The 16778-nt window shown below is 63.9% G+C and carries 18 protein-coding genes; 2 read left to right on the top strand and 16 right to left on the bottom strand.

The annotated features are described in order from the left end of the window. Position 1: 1 nt before the first annotated feature. The 4 genes from miaB to AC4D1W_RS03710 all read right to left on the bottom strand — a co-directional run bounded on the left by miaB (position 2) and on the right by AC4D1W_RS03710 (position 3747). Positions 2–1492 carry a tRNA (N6-isopentenyl adenosine(37)-C2)-methylthiotransferase MiaB gene (gene miaB / locus AC4D1W_RS03725; RefSeq protein WP_490897892.1) on the bottom strand — a complete coding sequence of 497 codons (1491 nt, stop codon included), beginning with the start codon at positions 1490–1492 and terminating at the stop codon, positions 2–4. A 126-nt stretch (positions 1493–1618) separates the two neighbouring features. After that, entirely contained in the window at positions 1619–2239 is a 621-nt protein-coding gene (locus tag AC4D1W_RS03720; protein WP_490890878.1) for a regulatory protein RecX, read from the bottom strand. Between the two features lie 6 nt (positions 2240–2245). Then, positions 2246–3307, bottom strand: coding sequence for a recombinase RecA (recA, locus tag AC4D1W_RS03715; protein WP_490890877.1), 1062 nt, complete (start codon positions 3305–3307; stop codon positions 2246–2248). Between the two features lie 221 nt (positions 3308–3528). Next, positions 3529–3747 carry a DUF3046 domain-containing protein gene (locus tag AC4D1W_RS03710; protein ID WP_490890876.1) on the bottom strand — a complete coding sequence of 73 codons (219 nt, stop codon included), beginning with the start codon at positions 3745–3747 and terminating at the stop codon, positions 3529–3531. A 40-nt stretch (positions 3748–3787) separates the two neighbouring features. On the opposite strand from AC4D1W_RS03710, the gene AC4D1W_RS03705 reads away from it, so the two are divergent. Next, positions 3788–4261: a MarR family winged helix-turn-helix transcriptional regulator gene (locus tag AC4D1W_RS03705; RefSeq protein WP_490890875.1), complete on the top strand. Its 474-nt coding sequence runs from the start codon at positions 3788–3790 to the stop codon at positions 4259–4261. A 79-nt stretch (positions 4262–4340) separates the two neighbouring features. Here AC4D1W_RS03705 and AC4D1W_RS03700 read toward each other — a convergent pair whose 3' ends face one another. From AC4D1W_RS03700 to dapA, 6 genes are all read right to left on the bottom strand, one after another. Next, positions 4341–4781: a helix-turn-helix domain-containing protein gene (locus tag AC4D1W_RS03700; protein WP_490890874.1), complete on the bottom strand. Its 441-nt coding sequence runs from the start codon at positions 4779–4781 to the stop codon at positions 4341–4343. 83 nt (positions 4782–4864) lie between these two features. Then, entirely contained in the window at positions 4865–5428 is a 564-nt protein-coding gene (locus AC4D1W_RS03695) for a CinA family protein (RefSeq protein ID WP_490890873.1), read from the bottom strand. Then, positions 5425–6015 (bottom strand): CDP-diacylglycerol--glycerol-3-phosphate 3-phosphatidyltransferase, encoded by a 591-nt coding sequence (pgsA, locus tag AC4D1W_RS03690; RefSeq protein ID WP_490897850.1) that lies wholly within the window; start codon positions 6013–6015, stop codon positions 5425–5427. The genes AC4D1W_RS03695 and pgsA overlap by 4 nt, the downstream gene beginning before the upstream one ends. Before the next feature lie 9 nt (positions 6016–6024). Then, a complete protein-coding gene (locus AC4D1W_RS03685; protein ID WP_490897849.1) occupies positions 6025–8895 on the bottom strand; it encodes an FtsK/SpoIIIE family DNA translocase in 2871 nt (956 codons plus the stop codon). 51 nt (positions 8896–8946) lie between these two features. Next, positions 8947–10638, bottom strand: coding sequence for a ribonuclease J (locus tag AC4D1W_RS03680; RefSeq protein WP_490890870.1), 1692 nt, complete (start codon positions 10636–10638; stop codon positions 8947–8949). An 18-nt stretch (positions 10639–10656) separates the two neighbouring features. Next, positions 10657–11580 (bottom strand): 4-hydroxy-tetrahydrodipicolinate synthase, encoded by a 924-nt coding sequence (gene dapA / locus AC4D1W_RS03675; RefSeq protein ID WP_490890869.1) that lies wholly within the window; start codon positions 11578–11580, stop codon positions 10657–10659. Positions 11581–11623: 43 nt separating this feature from the next. On the opposite strand from dapA, the gene AC4D1W_RS03670 reads away from it, so the two are divergent. Then, positions 11624–12805 carry a heparan-alpha-glucosaminide N-acetyltransferase domain-containing protein gene (locus AC4D1W_RS03670; protein ID WP_490897848.1) on the top strand — a complete coding sequence of 394 codons (1182 nt, stop codon included), beginning with the start codon at positions 11624–11626 and terminating at the stop codon, positions 12803–12805. Here the strand turns inward: AC4D1W_RS03670 and AC4D1W_RS03665 are convergent, their stop codons facing one another. Genes AC4D1W_RS03665 through AC4D1W_RS03640 form a run of 6 tightly spaced genes read right to left on the bottom strand, consistent with a single transcriptional unit; the run spans position 12806 to position 16743 of the window. Further along, the gene (locus AC4D1W_RS03665; protein ID WP_490897847.1) at positions 12806–13270 is read right to left on the bottom strand and encodes a hypothetical protein; all 465 of its coding nucleotides are present in this window, start codon (positions 13268–13270) and stop codon (positions 12806–12808) included. Between the two features lie 8 nt (positions 13271–13278). Further along, a complete protein-coding gene (gene dapB / locus AC4D1W_RS03660; protein ID WP_490890866.1) occupies positions 13279–14037 on the bottom strand; it encodes a 4-hydroxy-tetrahydrodipicolinate reductase in 759 nt (252 codons plus the stop codon). A gap of 16 nt (positions 14038–14053) precedes the next feature. Next, positions 14054–14485, bottom strand: coding sequence for a molybdenum cofactor biosynthesis protein MoaE (locus AC4D1W_RS03655; RefSeq protein ID WP_490890865.1), 432 nt, complete (start codon positions 14483–14485; stop codon positions 14054–14056). Next, entirely contained in the window at positions 14475–14957 is a 483-nt protein-coding gene (locus AC4D1W_RS03650; protein ID WP_490890864.1) for a MogA/MoaB family molybdenum cofactor biosynthesis protein, read from the bottom strand. The genes AC4D1W_RS03655 and AC4D1W_RS03650 overlap by 11 nt, the downstream gene beginning before the upstream one ends. Continuing rightward, positions 14954–15433, bottom strand: coding sequence for a cyclic pyranopterin monophosphate synthase MoaC (gene moaC / locus AC4D1W_RS03645; protein ID WP_490897846.1), 480 nt, complete (start codon positions 15431–15433; stop codon positions 14954–14956). Before moaC ends, AC4D1W_RS03650 begins: the two co-directional genes overlap by 4 nt. After that, on the bottom strand, positions 15430–16743 hold the full coding sequence (locus AC4D1W_RS03640; RefSeq protein WP_490897845.1) for a molybdopterin molybdotransferase MoeA: 1314 nt from the start codon (positions 16741–16743) through the stop codon (positions 15430–15432). The genes moaC and AC4D1W_RS03640 overlap by 4 nt, the downstream gene beginning before the upstream one ends. Positions 16744–16778 lie beyond the last annotated feature (35 nt).

Below are 16778 nucleotides of genomic sequence, written 5' to 3'. Positions count from 1 at the left end.
CTCAGTGACGGCGGACGGGAAGGGAGGGCATGCCCAGTAAGACACCCTTGCCGCCGATACCTGCAGCACCCGGTGCCGGTGCCCCACAGGACTCTGCCTGTGCCCGGTCCCAGGCATCACCGGCACGTGACCGACGCAGGTGGTAATCCTCCGCCGAAGGGTCGGCGATCAGGTGGAAGGCGGCCGCCGCGGTGATGGGTACCGTGACGAGATCCCCGGGCCGCGGAGCCTCAGCGCCCTCCGGCACCGAGAAATGCACGAGCCGCTGGTCGCGGGCACGCCCGCTCAGGCGATGGGTCTCGTGCGCTTTGCGACCCTGCTGGGCGGTGACCATCACCTCCACCCGCCGGCCAACCTGTGCCGCGTTCTCCTCACCCGAAATACGGTCCTGCAAAGCCGTGAGCCGCTCGTAGCGCTCCTGTACAACTGCCTTCGGAAGCTGGTCGGGAAGATCCGCGGCGGGCGTACCGGGCCGTTTGGAGTACTGGAAGGTGAAAGCAGTGGCGAACCGCGACTGTTCCACGACGCGAAGCGTTTCCTGGAAGTCCTCCTCGGTCTCCCCGGGGAATCCGACGATGATGTCCGTCGAGATCGACGCGTGCGGCATGCGCAAGCGGACCCGGTCGAGGATGCCGAGGAATTTCTCCGATCTGTAGGAGCGCCTCATCGCCTTCAGTATGCGGTCGGAGCCGGACTGCAGGGGCATGTGCAGTTGCGGAGCAACGTTCGGCGTCTCTGCCATCGCGTCGATGACGTCGTCGGTGAACGCGGCGGGGTGGGGGCTCGTGAAGCGCACCCTCTCGAGTCCCGGGATGTCGCCGCAGGAACGCAGCAGCTTGGCGAATGCGCCCCGGTCCCCGAACTCAACCCCGTAGGAATTTACGTTCTGGCCCAAAAGCGTGACTTCGATGGCCCCGTCCGCAACCAGTGCCTCAATCTCGGCAAGGATGTCGCCGGGGCGCCTGTCCTTCTCCTTCCCTCGCAGGGAGGGCACGATGCAGAACGTGCAGGTGTTGTTGCAGCCGACGGAAATGGACACCCAGCCCGAGTACACCGCATCGCGTTTGGTCGGCAGGGTGGAGGGGAAGACATCCAGCGACTCGAGGATCTCGAGCTGTGCTTCGTCATTGTGACGGGCGCGTTCCAGCAGCGCCGGCAGGGCTCCGATGTTGTGTGTTCCGAAGACGGCGTCCACCCACGGCGCCTTGCGGAGGATGGTCTCACGGTCCTTCTGGGCGAGGCATCCACCCACGGCAATCTGCATGCCGGGCCGCGATTGCTTGACCGGTGCGAGCTGACCCAGGTTTCCGTACAGCTTGTTGTCCGCGTTCTCCCGCACCGCGCAGGTGTTGAAAACGACGACGTCGGCCTGGCCTCCAGCGGCGGAGACGTAACCGGCGTCTTCCAGGAGCCCCGCGATTCGTTCGGAATCGTGCACGTTCATCTGACAGCCGAACGTGCGCACTTCATACGTGCGCTGCTGGGCAGACACATGCTCTACCGGCTGTGCTGGGGAAGGGAAGGCAACTGTGGAACTCACCTGTTAAGGGTACGGCCCACCGCTCCCAGTCCCAATCCGACAGGGCGGCCATGGATGGTCGGCGGACGCGCGGTCCCACTACTGGTCCAGGAAATCCTGCTCGACGGAATCCTGCTCAAGCAAATCCTTGACGATCGAGAACGCAAGGGACGGGGCGTAACCCTTTCGCGCGAGCATTGCTACCAGTCGGCGCACTTGTTTGTCGCGCTCGGCGCGGTCATTCGGATCAGCGAGCGGCCGCAACTTCCGGCGTACAAGGTCTTCGGCGGCAGCACGCTCGTCCTCATCAGTGCGCTGGGACAACGCCTCTTCAGCCAACTCCCCGGTGATGCCCTTGTCCGCGAGCTCTCGCTTGATAGCCGATCTGGCCAGTGACCGGGTTTGCGCTCGGCTTCTCACCCACATATGGGCGAACTCCGCGTCGTCAATCAGCTGGACCTCTTCGTAACGGTCCAGGATTTCCCCCGCTACCTGCTCGGACACACCCCGCTCGAGGAGCTTGGTGAGGAGCTGGCGACGGCTGCGCGGTGCCATGGAGAGCTGACGCAAGACGATTGAGCGTGCAACCTCGTGGGGATCCGCTTCCGCGGTGAGGTCAGCAGGTGAACCCGGCTTGGGGGCCTGATTTCCGTTCCTCCTGCCTGAACGTCCGGCGCCGCGTCGGGTCGCGGCGCCGGACACTGCGGAAAAACCACTCATGGACGGTTAGCCGGCCTCGCCACCGACGGCCTTCAGTTTGGGAGCATCCTGTTCCGGTGCGGGTTCCACCGCACCTCCCACTCCCAGCTTCTGCCGGATCCGCTGCTCCAACTCGTCAGCAAGATCGGGGTTGTCTATCAGGAACTTGCGGGCGTTCTCCTTGCCCTGCCCCAACTGGTCTCCGTCATAGGTGAACCATGCACCGGATTTCTTGACGAGGCCGTTCTCCACACCGACGTCAATGAGTCCACCTTCACGGGAGATCCCGAAGCCGTACAGAATATCGAATTCAGCCTGCTTGAACGGTGGAGCCATCTTGTTCTTGACGATCTTGGCCCGCGTCCGGTTACCGACCGGGTTGGTGCCTTCCTTGAGCGTTTCGATACGCCGCACGTCGATGCGCACGGACGCATAGAACTTCAATGCCTTGCCGCCTGTGGTGGTTTCCGGGCTGCCGAAGAACACGCCGATCTTCTCGCGAAGCTGGTTGATGAAGATGGCGGTTGTCTTGGTCTGGCTCAACCGGCCCGTGATCTTGCGCAGAGCCTGGCTCATCAACCGGGCCTGCAGACCCACATGGCTGTCTCCCATTTCGCCCTCGATCTCGGCGCGGGGAACGAGAGCGGCAACGGAGTCGATAACGACGATGTCGATTGAACCTGAACCCACGAGCATGTCCATGATTTCGAGTGCCTGCTCACCGGTGTCCGGTTGGGAAACCAACAGTGCGTCAGTATCCACGCCGAGCTTCTTGGCGTATTCAGGATCCAGGGCGTGCTCGGCATCGATGAACGCTGCAATACCACCATTCCGCTGGGCATTGGCTACCGCGTGCAGCGCCACCGTGGTTTTACCCGAAGATTCCGGACCATAGATTTCGACAACCCGGCCACGCGGCAAACCGCCGATCCCGAGCGCCGCATCGAGTGCGATGGAACTGGTGGAGATAGTCTCAATAGGCGCACGGATCTCGTCGCCCAGCCGCATGACTGAGCCCTTGCCGTACTGCTTGTCAATCTGGGCCAGCGCGGCCTCAAGAGCCTTTTCACGATTTGCTGGTACGGCCATAATTCACCTCGGTTTATTCGTGGCCACCTAAGGCCCGTTTTACTGTTCCTCTTGACCGTAACGTCCCCCTCCGACAGTTTGTCCGGCGGAGCGGCCGATGTGGACATCCTGCGCTGTTCAGCGGTTATGTGGAGGACGTGTGGCAGGGAATGTTTCTGGGTTCAGCATAGCCCGGTCCGAACACATATTCGATTGATTCGACCGGCGTGTTTGAGTCCCGGCTAACGGGGCTTGACGTCCCGCCCAAGCCGGCGATACTCGGGCACATCCTGCATTTCGCATACCGCCAGCCATATCGCCTTCGGATCGATTCCCGCCTTCAGGGCATGCGCGGGCGTCCGATCCCCGAGGCCGGATAAGTGAAGGGTTTGGGCCAGCGTCCGTGAGTAGGCCGGCCCGAACTCATCATCCATCAACCGCCAGAAGTCACTTGTGCGCATGCTACGCCCTCCTTCTCTTGATAACCCTAGAATGAAACGCATGACTGTAGACCGCCAGGAACCCGATGCTGCCGTCGATGCTGCCGTTCAGGCGCTGGAACAACAGCTCAGTATGCTGTGGCGGCGTGCACGGTCAAACTCCTACAAAGTAGCGCGGCGTGTCCACCCCGACATGGAGCCGGCCGCCTACGGGCTGCTGGTCATCTTACAGCGGGAGGGTTCCATGCGCCTGACTGACCTGGCGGCAAGTATCGGGGTAGGCAAACCATCCGTCAGCAGGCAGATCGCTATGCTCGAGCAGCTCGGCCTGGTCCAGAAGACAGCCGATCCCCTTGATGGCCGCGCGCAGTCCATCAGTCTCACCGACGATGGTTCAAGACAGCTTTCCGCCGCGCAGGAGGCCCGAAAGGAAGCTTTTCACCAATTGATGGAGGACTGGAGCCTGTCGGACCTTACGACACTCGGAAACCTCATTTCCCAGCTCAATCAGACCTACACCAAGGACAACTGGTAGCAGCAGAAAAAGAAGAGGCCCGCCGCATTCGGCGAGCCTCTCCTCAACACGTTGAGTTGAATTATGAGTTTGTACAGAATCAGTTCTTGGTGCCAGCAAGGCCCCGGCTGAAACCGTCCGTGAAGTCCTCAGGCATATCGCCGCCGAACTGCTGGGCGAATTCCTGGGGAACCGTGTCGGGAACGGCGACTCCTTCAGCTTCTGCCAGACGATCGCTGACCTCTCGCAGCATCAGTGACAGCGGCACATCAAGTGCTGAGCAGATTGAGGACAACAGCTCCGAAGACGCTTCCTTTTGACCTCGCTCGACCTCGCTGAGGTAACCGAGGGAAACCCGGGCGCTGTGCGACACTTCCCTGAGCGTACGGCCCTGGCGCTGGCGGACGTCCCGCAGGACGTCTCCGATCTCGTGGCGTAAAACGACCATCTTGCGCTCCTTCGGCTTACGTTGCGGATCTTCTGCCAACCCCACATCCCGCCAACGGATAACACCGTTCACGGATACGGGTTGCTTTACCATGTGGATCGCCTAACTCCCTTGTGCTGGTTGCTGTGCAACCATCTGATTTAAGCCTAGCCCGTCTCAGGTCTACGTGCTGGATACTATTGATAACTATTGCGGAACTCCGTTTGTTCCCCCGGTTCGCCTTGAAGCGTCTCTACCAGCAGTTTCACTGCCGCGTCACAGGTCGATTCCCGGATCTCCTCCCGGGTGCCGTCGAACCGGAATTCCCGGACTACACTACCGTCAACCGTAGCAACAGCAACGATGACGGTGCCCACCCCTTTGCCCTCATGAGGCTCCGGGCCCGCTACACCGGTCGTAGCCACGCCGACGTCAGCACCGCAGGCAAGCCTTGCCCCCCGCGCCATCTGCTCGGCTACTTCACGGTCGACGGCGCCCACGCGCGCAAGGAGCGCCGGGGAGACTCCGAGCAGGCCTGCCTTGACCTCCCGGTGATAGGAGACCACACCGCCCCGCAGGACTGCCGAAGCACCCGGGACCGTGGCCAGCGCGGCGGCAACCATTCCGGCGGTCAGCGATTCTCCCGTAGCGATGGTCAGGCCGCGTTCACGAGCAAGCGCGACTGCCTTTTCAAGACTCGCGGGACGGGCCTGCCCGCCGTTCGACCGGCAGTCCGCTGTTGTTGGCTGGTCTGCCTTCACAGCGGTGGGTTGGGTGCCGTGCGACGAAGACGGACGGCCTGCATGACGTAGTCGACGCCAGTCACCACGGTGATGGCCAGAGCAGCCATCATGACGACGACGGCAGGCCACCACGCCCAGGCCCCGAGGGCCGGCACCAGCAGGTAAAGGAAGATCGCGAGAGTCTGTACAACTGTCTTGAGCTTTCCCCCCCGCGAGGCCGGCATGACCCCGTAACGGATAACCGCAAACCGGAGCAAGGTGATGCCGAGCTCACGAACGAGGATCACTATGGTGACCCACCACCACAGCTCCCCGAGCACGGAAAGCAGGATCAGCGCGGAGCCGATGAGCAGCTTGTCCGCGATGGGGTCGGCTATCTTACCGAAATTCGTGATGAGGCCGCGGCTACGGGCGATATCTCCATCAAGCTTGTCGGTGTAGATGGCGACTGCGAACGTTGTGACAGCGAGCCAGCGGAGCATGCCGCCCTGGCCTGCATCGGCCAGGAGGAACCACACGAAGAACGGCACCAGCACGATTCGCACGACCGTCAGCACGTTCGCGACGTTCAGGACTGGTACCGCTCCGGCGTCAGAGTTGCTCACGGATAAAGGCTACCTGCCTGTCAGCGACCAAGCGTCTTCCGAGCCGTCTTCGTCGTCGTCATGGTAGTCAGCTGCCTGCGCACGGGAGGCCAGATCCTCCGCGACCAGATCGGTGCCGCCACCGGGCGGGAAGCTCTGATCAGCTTCGGGCTCCGCCGCCGCTGCTGCGGGCGGATCATCGCCCCGCATCGCAGCGAGGACCGGACCGAGGTCATCAGGCTTCACCAGAACATCACGCGCCTTGGAACCCTCCGAGGGGCCAACCACTCCCCTCGATTCCAGCAGATCCATCAGGCGTCCGGCCTTGGCGAAACCAACGCGAAGCTTGCGCTGCAGCATCGACGTGGAACCGAACTGCGTGGTGACGACCAGTTCCGTGGCCTGCAGCAGAACCTCGAGATCGTCTCCGATGTCATCATCAATCTGCTTCTTGGGCGCCTCCACCGCAACGTCATCACGGTAAACCGCTTTCAGCTGTTCCTTGACGTGCTCCACCACCCGGTGGATCTCGGACTCAGTCACCCAGGCACCCTGAACGCGCATCGGTTTGGAAGCACCCATGGGGAGGAAGAGGGCGTCGCCCTGTCCGATCAGTTTCTCGGCGCCCGGCTGGTCAAGGACAACCCGCGAGTCGGTTACCGACGAGGTGGCGAACGCCATGCGCGACGGTACGTTCGCCTTGATCAGACCTGTCACGACGTCGACCGACGGCCGCTGGGTTGCAAGAACAAGGTGGATGCCCGCGGCACGCGCCAGCTGGGTGATACGGACGATGGAGTCTTCGACGTCCCTGGGCGCAACCATCATCAGGTCCGCGAGCTCATCGACGATGACCAGCAGGTACGGGTAGGGCCGCACAACGCGCTTTGAGTCCGGCGGTGGCACGACTTTCCCGTTCCGCACCGCCTTGTTGAAGTCATCGATGTGCTTGTAGCCGTAGTTGGCGAGGTCGTCGTAGCGGGTGTCCATCTCGCGGACAACCCACTGCAGGGCCTCAGCAGCCTTCTTGGGGCTGGTGATGATAGGGGTGATGAGGTGCGGCACACCTTCATAGGCCGTCAGCTCAACGCGCTTCGGATCGACCATGATCATCCGCACCTCATCGGGGGTAGCCCGCATGAGGATGGACGTGATCATTGAGTTCACGAAGGAGGACTTACCCGCGCCGGTGGCGCCCGCAACAAGAAGGTGCGGCATCTTGGCGAGGTTCGCGACGACGAAGCCGCCCTCAACGTCCTTGCCGACGCCCATGACCATGGGATGGTCCGTCTTCCGGGCGTTTCCGGAGCGCAGGACATCGCCCAGCGACACCGTCTCGCGGTCGGTGTTCGGAATTTCGATGCCGATAGCGGACTTGCCGGGAATCGGAGACAGAATCCGCACGTCCGAACTGGCGACCGCATAGGAAATGTTTTTGGACAACGCGGTGACCCGCTCTACCTTGGTGCCCGAAGCCAGTTCGATCTCGTAGCGGGTAACTGTAGGTCCGCGCGAGAAGCCGGTCACCTTCGCGTCGACGTTGAACTGCTCGAGGGTATGGGTAAGCGCCGCGACGACGGCGTCGTTGGCCTCGGAACGCTCCTTCGGCGGAGTGCCGGCGGGCAAATAATCTGACGGCGGGAGCGTGTAGGTCACGTCCCCGGCGAGGGAGAGTTGCTCGGTCCGCTGTGGAATCGGCGTTGCGGGGGCCTGCGGCTGGACGGGGTTCGATGGAACGTGGACCGGCTGGGCGGCGGGTGCGCTGGTCTGCGGCAGGACCGCCATTGCCTCGGTGGCCGGCTCTGCCTCTTCCAGCCCCTGGTTGCGCTTGATCTTCTCAGTGGCAAGCTCCTGCTGGGTGGGACGACGCACGCCCGGAGGGATGGCCGGCGGCGCAGGGACGGGGTCGCCGTCGTCGTCGAGTACAGCGCGTTCGAAGGCTTCGTCCCCGACGTAGCCGTCCAGGTCCTCTTCCTGCTTCGAGTCCTTCTTCCCACCGAAAAGGCGCGACTTCTTCTTCTTCGGCTTGGCCTCCGCTCGTTGGCGGTCCGACAGGTAGCTCTGGTCGTGCTCGTCGCTGTGCTGGCCGCCGCTGTCTTGGCCGCCGTCGTTCAGGTCCTGACCCATGAGGTGCTCGTAGAGCTTGCGCAGGCGGGTCGGGATATGGCGAAAGGGCGTGGCAGTGACGATGAGAATGCTCACGAACAGCAGGAAGGCAAGCACAATAGCCACGGGCCAGGCGGAGAGTATTGCAGCGGCAGGCCCGGCAACGAGATACCCGACCACGCCGCCGGCCCGCCACAGGGCGTCGAGACCCGCGGCAAGTTCGGGTTGTCCGCCCACCAGATGCGCAATGCCCGCACCGGCGAATGTAAGAACGGTGAGGCCGATCCCAATGCGGTTATTGGCGCGGGGGTTTTCCGGGTAGCGAAACAGGCGTACCGCCCCGATCAGCAGAATGAAGGGCAACAGCAGCGCCATCCAACCCACGGAACCACCGGCGACAGCATGCACGACGTCGGCTACCGGACCCGTCAGCGCCCACCACTCAACCGTTGCCACCGCGGCTGCGCAGAGGAAGAGGAAGAACCCCGTACCGTCCCTGCGGAGGTCTTTCTGCGGCTGCACGTCGTGACCGAATTTTCGGATGGCGCCGGCGACCAGGTGGGCCAGCCCCATCCAGAACCCACGAACGATGCGCATGGGCCACGGAAGTTTTTCTTCTGTCGCAGCCTCCGGCTGGGCCTTGCTCGAACCGCGGGCGGTCGATCCCCGGCCAGCGGCAGTCGATCCCCGGCCAGCGGCTGAGGTGGTGCGGGTGCGCGGCTGTTGCGAACCTCGCGGCTGTGGAGCTCGCGGCTGTTGACCCCGCGAAGAAGGAGGGGAAGTACGAGTCGCCATACTCGCTACGCTACCCGATGGTGCCCCCGGATCCCGGGATTAGCGCGCCCGCTAGGCCTCGAGGACGACCGGGATAATCATCGGGCGGCGGCGGTGACGGCGGTTGACCCAGGTACCCACCACGCGCCTCACCACCTGCTGGAGCTGATGGGTGGTGTGGTCCTTGTTGCTCATGACTGCTTCGGCCAGAGCTGCGCTGATCTTCGGCTTGATGTCGTCGAATACCGAATCGTCCTCGGCGAAGCCACGGGCGTGGATGTCCGGCCCGGAGACGATCGTTCCTGTGCTGCGGTTGACCACGGTGATGATCGAGATGAAGCCTTCTTCGCCGAGGATGCGGCGGTCCTTCAGGTCAGCGTCAGTGATCTCGCCGATGCTGGAGCCGTCCACATACACGTATCCGCATTCCACCGCTCCCACAATCCGGGCCACGCCGTCCTTCAGGTCCACGACGGAGCCGTCGTCGGTCTGGAGGACGTTCTCACTCGGGATGCCCGTCTGGATCGCAAGGTTCCCGTTGGCGATCAGGTGCCGCGTCTCGCCATGGACGGGCATGACGTTCCTCGGCTTGAGGATGTTGTAGCAGTACAGCAATTCACCGGCGGCTGCGTGGCCCGATACATGCACGCGGGCGTTGCCCTTGTGGATGACATTGGCGCCCAGTTTGAGGAGCCCGTTGATAACCCGGAAGACGGCGTTCTCGTTGCCTGGGATGAGGGAGGAAGCGAGGATGACAGTGTCCCCCTTCCCGACCGTGATCGGGTGGTCTCCGTTCGCCATCCGTGACAGCGCCGCCATCGGCTCACCCTGCGAGCCGGTCGACATCAATACGACCCGGTCATCGGGCAGGTTGTCCACGTTCTTCACGTCAACCAGGATCCCGTCCGGCACACGCAGGTAACCGAGTTTGGCGGCGATCGACATGTTGCGCACCATCGAGCGGCCCGCGAAACAAACGAACCGGCCGTGGGCTGCCGCGGCGTCGAGGACCTGCTGTACGCGGTGGATGTGGGAGGAGAAAGAGGCAACAATGACGCGCTTCTTGACCTGGCCGAAGAGCCGGTCGAGCTCGGGGCCGATCTCACGCTCCGCCGTCGTGAAGCCGGGCACGTCCGCGTTTGTGGAGTCAACCATAAACAGGTCCACTCCCTCTTCACCCAGCCGTGAGAAGGCACGCAGATCCGTGATGCGGCCGTCGAGGGGCAGCTGGTCCATCTTGAAGTCGCCGGTGTGCAGCACCGTACCGGCTTCGGTGCGGATGAATACAGCAAGCGCGTCTGGAATGGAGTGGTTGACTGCGACGAACTCACATTCGAAGGGGCCGAACTGCTCAATCTGGCCCTCGGCAACGGTGAGGGTGAAAGGCCGGATCCGGTGTTCCTGGAGTTTCGCCTCGATCAGTGCGAGCGTCAACTGCGACCCGATCAACGGGATGTCATTCTTGAGGCGCAGAAGATAAGGCACCGCACCGATGTGGTCTTCGTGCCCATGGGTCAGCACCAGGCCCACGACGTCGTCCAGCCGATCCTCAATGTAGGAGAAATCCGGCAGGATCAGGTCGACGCCGGGCTGCGTCTCCTCGGGAAACAGAACCCCGCAGTCCACAATCAGCAGCTTTCCGCCGATCTCGAAGACGGCCATGTTGCGGCCGATCTCACCGAGACCACCCAGTGGAACAACCCTGAGGGTTCCTTCGGCTAGTGGTGGAGGCGGAATGAGTGCGGTTCCTGCGAGTTCTGTCATACGTCGGCCTTTCGGATGCTAGCGGTCGGTGCTCGCGGAAAAGTCCCAGCCCGCTTCGGCGAGGTCCGCCAGTACCGGTTCCATCTCGACAGCGGTGGGATCAACCAGCGGCAGCCTCACCACGGAGTTGGAAAGTACGCCCTGCAACCGCAGGACTTGCTTGGCCGAGACTGCACCGGGGATGTGCGTCATGACAGCGCGCACAACCGGGTCCAGTTCGAAGTGAATCTTCCGCGCTGTGACAAAATCTCCGGCAGCCGCTGCGTCGACGAGGGCACGGAATTGCGCGGTGGCCACGTGTGCACTGACGCTGACGACGCCGACGGCACCGGCTGCCATCCATGGCAGCGTCAGTCCGTCATCCCCTGCATAGACATCCAGCGTTGTGTTGGCGAGCACGCGGGTCACCTCCGCGTAATCCGCCTTGGCGTCTTTCAGAGCAAGGATCTTCGGGTTGTCGGCCAGACGGATCATGGTCTCCGTGCTGATCGCGATGCCAGACCGGCCGGGGATGTCATAAACCATGATGGGCAGGTCCGACGCACCGGCCACCGCGTCGAAATGCGCCAGAACACCAGCCTGCGTCGGCTTGTTGTAGTACGGGGTCACTACCAGCTGCGCGTCCGCGCCGGCTCGCTGGGCCCGCTTCGCCATCTCCACGGAGTGTGAGGTGTGGTTGGTGCCGGTGCCGGCAATCACTTTCGCCCGTCCGCCGACTGCCTCTGCGACAACCCGGAAAAGGTCTTCCTTCTCCTGGTCTTCAAGGGTGGATGTTTCGCCGGTCGTACCGGAGACTACGAGCCCGTCACACCCGTCTTCGACGAGACGGACGGCAAGCGCGGCCGTCGCTTCGAAGTCCACAGCGCCGTCGGCGGTGAAAGGCGTCACCATGGCGGTGACGAGAGAGCCGAACGGGAGCGGGCGAATTTCGGAGGCAGCCATAGGTCAAACTTACCCGTTGCAGCGGGCGTGAGAACATTCCATCATGGCCACCACACAAAGCTCGGGCCGGCTCAGCGGCATCGACGCAGCCCGGGGTATTGCTCTCTTCGGGATGATGTCCACCCACATCTTCCCCCTCTATGTGGAGGGCACCTCGGAGGCGTCGTGGATAGGGGCCACCTTCTCGGGACGGTCGTCTGCCCTGTTCGCACTCGTCGCAGGTATTGGACTGGCGCTGTTGAGCGGCGGCAACAGGTTGCACGACCAGGTCGGAATCTCCCGCGACCGGCGCGGGATCGCAGCACGCGCCGTTGTCATCGCGATGGTGGGGCTGATGCTCGGAGGACTCGAGACCAACATTGCGGTGATCCTCTTCCACTACGCCGTCCTGTTCCTGATGGCATTGCCCTTTGTCAGCCTGCCATTACGGCAGCTCGCCTGGTGGGCGGTCGGATGGACCCTGCTGTCCCCGGTCGCAGCTTTCCTTCTGCGGCCGTGGATTGAGGCAACTGTCGATCCCTCAAATCTGGACGGCAACCCCGCGCTTGAGCACTTTGGGCAGCCCGTGACACTTCTCGCTGACATCCTCGTGACCGGCTTCTACCCCGCGCTTCAGTGGTTGAGCTATCTGCTCCTCGGCATGCTGATCGGCCGCCTGAACCTGCGGGCGTTGGGTGTACAGATTGGCCTGCTCCTTGCCGGAGTCGGGGTCGCAGGTTCGGCCAAGTTCATCAGCGCTCTACTCCTCGGGCCACTCGGCGGAATGGCCGTACTGCTCGAGACTCCGGAGGGACGCGGCCATGACATTGAAGCGATGCTCACGGTCAGCCTTACGGGTATCGACCAGAGCGGCACCTGGTGGTGGCTGGCGGTCAGCGCGCCGCACTCGGGGACGCCGCTGGATCTGGCGCACACAGCGGGAACTGGCGCCGCCGTCGTCGGGCTCTGCCTTCTTGTGGGCAGGCAGCTGCCGTGGCTGCTGCTGCCGCTCTCTGCTCCCGGTGCCATGACACTGACCCTTTACTCGCTCCATATCTGGATCATGAGCATCGTCGATCAGCAGGACGTTCCACTGGACCCGGCACTGGTCTACTGGGTGCAGGTCGCGCTATTCCTTGCGGTCGGGTTGCTGCTGTGGAAACTCAACGCCCGCGGTCCGCTCGAGTATGTGGCGTCCGGCGCAAGTGACGTGGCCCGGTCGACGGGAACGGTGCGGAAGCGTTAGCTAGTCGGCGTGCCCGCGGAACAGCTTCGCTGCGTGCCGCATGGAGCGGCGTGCGCGGGTGCGGTCCCCAGCGGCGTCATACGCGCATGAGAGCCGGAACCAGGAACGCCAGTCGCCGGGATTGGCTTCTGCCTCGGCCTGATAGGCCGGGAACTGGGCGTCCGCTGCCTCCCGCACGATCCGGCCGGCAGGTGTCCGCGGCAGGTCATCGACCGGCAGCCCGCCCTCAGCATGCAGCGTGGTGGCCATCCGCTCTGTCTGGGCACCGAACGACAGTTCGCGAACCAGCGCCCATGCTCCGATCGCCGGAAGCAGCAGGTATGCGACTCCGAGTGCTTTCGCCACGGGATCCGGATCGGTCAGCAGGATGACGCTCCGTTGCAGGGCGACAACGAGCCAGAAGGCGAGCAGGACAGTGACGAAGATTACGCCGATTTTTACGCGATATTTCTTCACTATCTCCACGGCGTTCCTCACGCCTGCAGGTCCAGGTAGCCGTCCAGGCCAACAGTGAGTCCCGGGCGGGAACCGACCTCCCGGACACCGAGCAACACACCGGGCATGAAGGACTCACGGTGGAAGGAATCGTGGCGGATGGTCAGCTGCTCTCCGACGCCGCCGAACAGGACCTCCTGGTGCGCCACCAGACCGCGCAATCGCACGGAGTGAACCCGCACGCCGTCGATATCGCATCCCCGGGCGCCGTCGCGCGACGTACGGGTAGCATCAGGGCTCGCCGAAAGACCGGCTTCCCTGCGCGCTTCGGCGATCAGCTCGGCCGTTCGCTCGGCGGTGCCGGACGGGGCGTCCACCTTGTCCGGGTGGTGCAGTTCGATCAGCTCGACTGATTCGAAGTACTTCGCTGCGCGCGCGGCGAAGGCTGTTGCCAGGACCGATCCGAGCGCGAAGTTCGGCGCGATCAGAACGCCCACCTCAGGGTTCCCGGCAAGCAGCTCCCGGAGCCGGGCGAGCCGCTCCGCATCCCACCCGGTGGTACCGACAACAGCGTGGATACCGTGTTCGACGGCGAATGCAACGTTCTGTACCGTGCTCTCCGGCACCGTGAGGTCCACGACTACCTGCGCCCCGGCTGCCACCACATCGTCAAGGGAATCCTGCCTGCCCAGCGCAGCGACAAGCTGAAGGTCATCGGCTGCGTCGATTGCCTTGACGGCCTCGGAACCCATGCGTCCGGACGCGCCAAGGACGGCGACGGAGGTCAGTTGTGTCATGGCTCCAAGGGTACTGTCAGCCATCCACACCGACCCATTCCACAGTGCCGTCGGAGAAGAACTGTTCCTTCCAGATCGGAGCGCGCGCCTTCACGGTATCCACAAGTTCAGTGCAGGCAGCGAAAGCCTGGCCCCTGTGGCCGGACGCGACGGCCGCGACAAGGGCCGGATCCCCGATCTCCAGCGGGCCGGTCCGGTGCGCCACCCAGATCCGCACGCCGTCGTACTTCTCAGCGATCTCCGTGGCGATCTCCGCGATTACGCCGCTGGCTGAGGGGTGGGCGCTGTAACCGAGACGATCAACCTGGCGGCCGCCGTCGTGATTGCGAACGACTCCGCCGAAGCCCACCACCGCGCCGCAATCGGCAGAACCGACAACGTCCAGGGCATGGTTCAGGTCGAGCGGCTCGGTGGAAACTCCCGCGTGCAGGACGGTGCTAGTGCTCATGTCTTCCCTCTAGTTGCGCGCAGATGTGGTCGAGAATGGGTTCCAGGACGGCCAGGCCGTCCTGGACTGCCCCCGGTGAGCCGGGGAGGTTGATGACGAAGGTGGAGGCCGAAACCCCGGCGTACCCCCGGCTCAGCGCGGCCATGGGTGTTTTTGCCGCACCTGCCCGGCGTACTGCCTCCATGATCCCCGGCAGGGAGCGTGTGAGGAAGGGCTCGGTGAGTTCGGGGGTGACGTCGTCGGCGCTCAGGCCGGTTCCTCCGCTGGTGATGAGCACGGAGGGCTTTCCGTCGAGGCACCCGGCAAGGGCGTCGCGCACGGCGTCCCCATCGGGAACCACTTCGGCGCGCTGAACGGCGTAGCCTTTGCCGGCCAGCCAGCGCTGAATGAGCGGCCCGCATTCGTCCTCGTAGACGCCCGCTGCCGCGCGGGTTGACGCAATAATGAGAGCTGCCGTTCTGGGCGTACTCATGCGACCCAGTCCCCGCTCTTCCCACCCGATTTGGCCAGCACGCGGATATCGGTGACGACGGCGTGTTTGTCCACGGCCTTGATCATGTCGTACAGGGTGAGGGCAGCGACGGACGCTGCGGTCAGCGCCTCCATCTCGACGCCTGTCACCGCAGTGGTCTTCACCGTTGCGTTGACGACGACGGCGTCACCCTCAGGTTCAAAATCGATGGTCACCTTGCTCAACGGCAGCGGATGACAGAGCGGGATCAGCGTCGAGGTCTGCTTCGCCGCCATGATGCCAGCGACCCGGGCAACAGCGAGAGCATCACCCTTGGGGAGGTCCCCGTCCGCGATAAGCGCGATGACATCCGGTCTTGTCCGCAGGATGCTCTGTGCTGTGGCCTGACGCGCAGTGACAGACTTCTCAGACACGTCCACCATGTGGGCGGAGCCGTCGTCGCGGACGTGGGTGAGCCTGGAATTGGATTCGGTCAAGTCAGCGCCTCTCGGTTGGGGTTGCTGGGATGAAGAGGCTGAATGCCTCCACGGAGTTCGGTGAGCAGCCACACGGCGACCGGGGTTCCTGCCTCCACGTTTCCGGTGCCGACAGGCAGGTGCACGAGCGCATTTGACCCGGCGAGGGCGTGCAGCAGGTGGGAGCCGGGGCCGCCAAGGAGTGTGACGTCGCCAATTCCCTCCCCCTGGCCGGAGCGGTCGGTGTAGACACCACGGCGGACCTGGTGCTTGTTCTCCGGTGACTGGATGTCTTCGGTGAGCCGTGCCGGCAGGCAGACCCGGTTACCCGGTATCCCGGTGACCGTACTGAGCGCCGGGCGGAGGAACATCTCGAACGAGACCAGCGCACTCACCGGATTGCCGGGGAATCCCAGAAAGGGGACCCCGTTGATGGTGCCGATTGCCTGCGGTCCACCCGGCTGCATCGACACAGACAGGAATTCCACGCTGCTGTCGGCCAGCGCCTGCTTCACGACTTCGTATGCACCCTGGCTGATGCCGCCGGTACTCAGGATGAGGTTGACGGGCCGGCCTATGGACTCGAGCGCCCGCCGAAGCACCTCAGGGTTGTCCGCCACGATACTGTGCAGCTGGACCTCGGCTCCCGCCTCTTCCAACGCCGTCGTCAGCAGTGTTGTGTTGGCGTCGAAAATCCGTCCGGGAGCGAGCTCAGTGCCGGGTTCCTGAACCTCATCGCCCGTGCTGAGCAGCAGCACAAGGAATCGCGGACGCACGCGTACGGTCGCCAGCCCGCAGGCAGCGATCACGCCAAGCTGAGCAGGTCCCAGTAGTGTGCCCGCTTCGAGGGCAACGCTTCCCATCACAAGGTCGCTGCCGGCAGGCCGGATGAACAGACCTTCCTCGACCACCGGCAGTTCAACGGTGAGGGATTCCTCGTCGCGGTACCGGTCGGCGGTGGGAAACAGCGCGGGCACAGCCCTCTCAATGGGCACGACGGCGGCGGCCCCCTCCGGGATCATCGCCCCGGTCATAATCGGGGCGGCGTGGCCGGGCTGGAGGGCGGCAGGCTCCGTACCGGCCGGCACCGGCCGGGACACAGCCAGACGCAGCGGGCCGGCGCCCGCGAGATCATCGCGGTGCACCGCATAACCGTCCATCTGGGAGTTGTCGAACGGGGGCAGGCTCACCGGCGTCGTCAGGTTTTCGGCGAGCACACGGCCGCGGGCTGCTGCCAGCGACAGGGTCTCGGCCGGTCCGTCGGCGAACGCGCTGCTGTAGCGCAGGAGCCCGAGTACGGCCTGCTGATGTTCCTCAACTGTTCGTGTCATTGTGCCCCGTTGTATCAGCCCGCCCCGACATTTCA

The organism is Arthrobacter sp. TJ-170, assembly GCF_058269305.1.
This window is presented reverse-complemented; position numbering and strand designations above follow the sequence as displayed.

What these genes read in the sequence shown, in the direction of transcription:
- AC4D1W_RS03720 (WP_490890878.1), bottom strand. Translation starts at nt 2,239, where the DNA reads ATGAGTGGTTTTTCCGCAGTGTCCGGCGCCGCGACCCGACGCGGCGCC.
- recA (WP_490890877.1), bottom strand. Translation starts at nt 3,307, where the DNA reads ATGGCCGTACCAGCAAATCGTGAAAAGGCTCTTGAGGCCGCGCTGGCC.
- AC4D1W_RS03710 (WP_490890876.1), bottom strand. Translation starts at nt 3,747, where the DNA reads ATGCGCACAAGTGACTTCTGGCGGTTGATGGATGATGAGTTCGGGCCG.
- AC4D1W_RS03705 (WP_490890875.1), top strand. Translation starts at nt 3,788, where the DNA reads ATGACTGTAGACCGCCAGGAACCCGATGCTGCCGTCGATGCTGCCGTT.
- AC4D1W_RS03700 (WP_490890874.1), bottom strand. Translation starts at nt 4,781, where the DNA reads ATGGTAAAGCAACCCGTATCCGTGAACGGTGTTATCCGTTGGCGGGAT.
- AC4D1W_RS03685 (WP_490897849.1), bottom strand. Translation starts at nt 8,895, where the DNA reads ATGGCGACTCGTACTTCCCCTCCTTCTTCGCGGGGTCAACAGCCGCGA.
- AC4D1W_RS03680 (WP_490890870.1), bottom strand. Translation starts at nt 10,638, where the DNA reads ATGACAGAACTCGCAGGAACCGCACTCATTCCGCCTCCACCACTAGCC.
- dapA (WP_490890869.1), bottom strand. Translation starts at nt 11,580, where the DNA reads ATGGCTGCCTCCGAAATTCGCCCGCTCCCGTTCGGCTCTCTCGTCACC.
- AC4D1W_RS03670 (WP_490897848.1), top strand. Translation starts at nt 11,624, where the DNA reads ATGGCCACCACACAAAGCTCGGGCCGGCTCAGCGGCATCGACGCAGCC.
- dapB (WP_490890866.1), bottom strand. Translation starts at nt 14,037, where the DNA reads ATGACACAACTGACCTCCGTCGCCGTCCTTGGCGCGTCCGGACGCATG.
- AC4D1W_RS03655 (WP_490890865.1), bottom strand. Translation starts at nt 14,485, where the DNA reads ATGAGCACTAGCACCGTCCTGCACGCGGGAGTTTCCACCGAGCCGCTC.
- AC4D1W_RS03650 (WP_490890864.1), bottom strand. Translation starts at nt 14,957, where the DNA reads ATGAGTACGCCCAGAACGGCAGCTCTCATTATTGCGTCAACCCGCGCG.
- AC4D1W_RS03640 (WP_490897845.1), bottom strand. Translation starts at nt 16,743, where the DNA reads ATGACACGAACAGTTGAGGAACATCAGCAGGCCGTACTCGGGCTCCTG.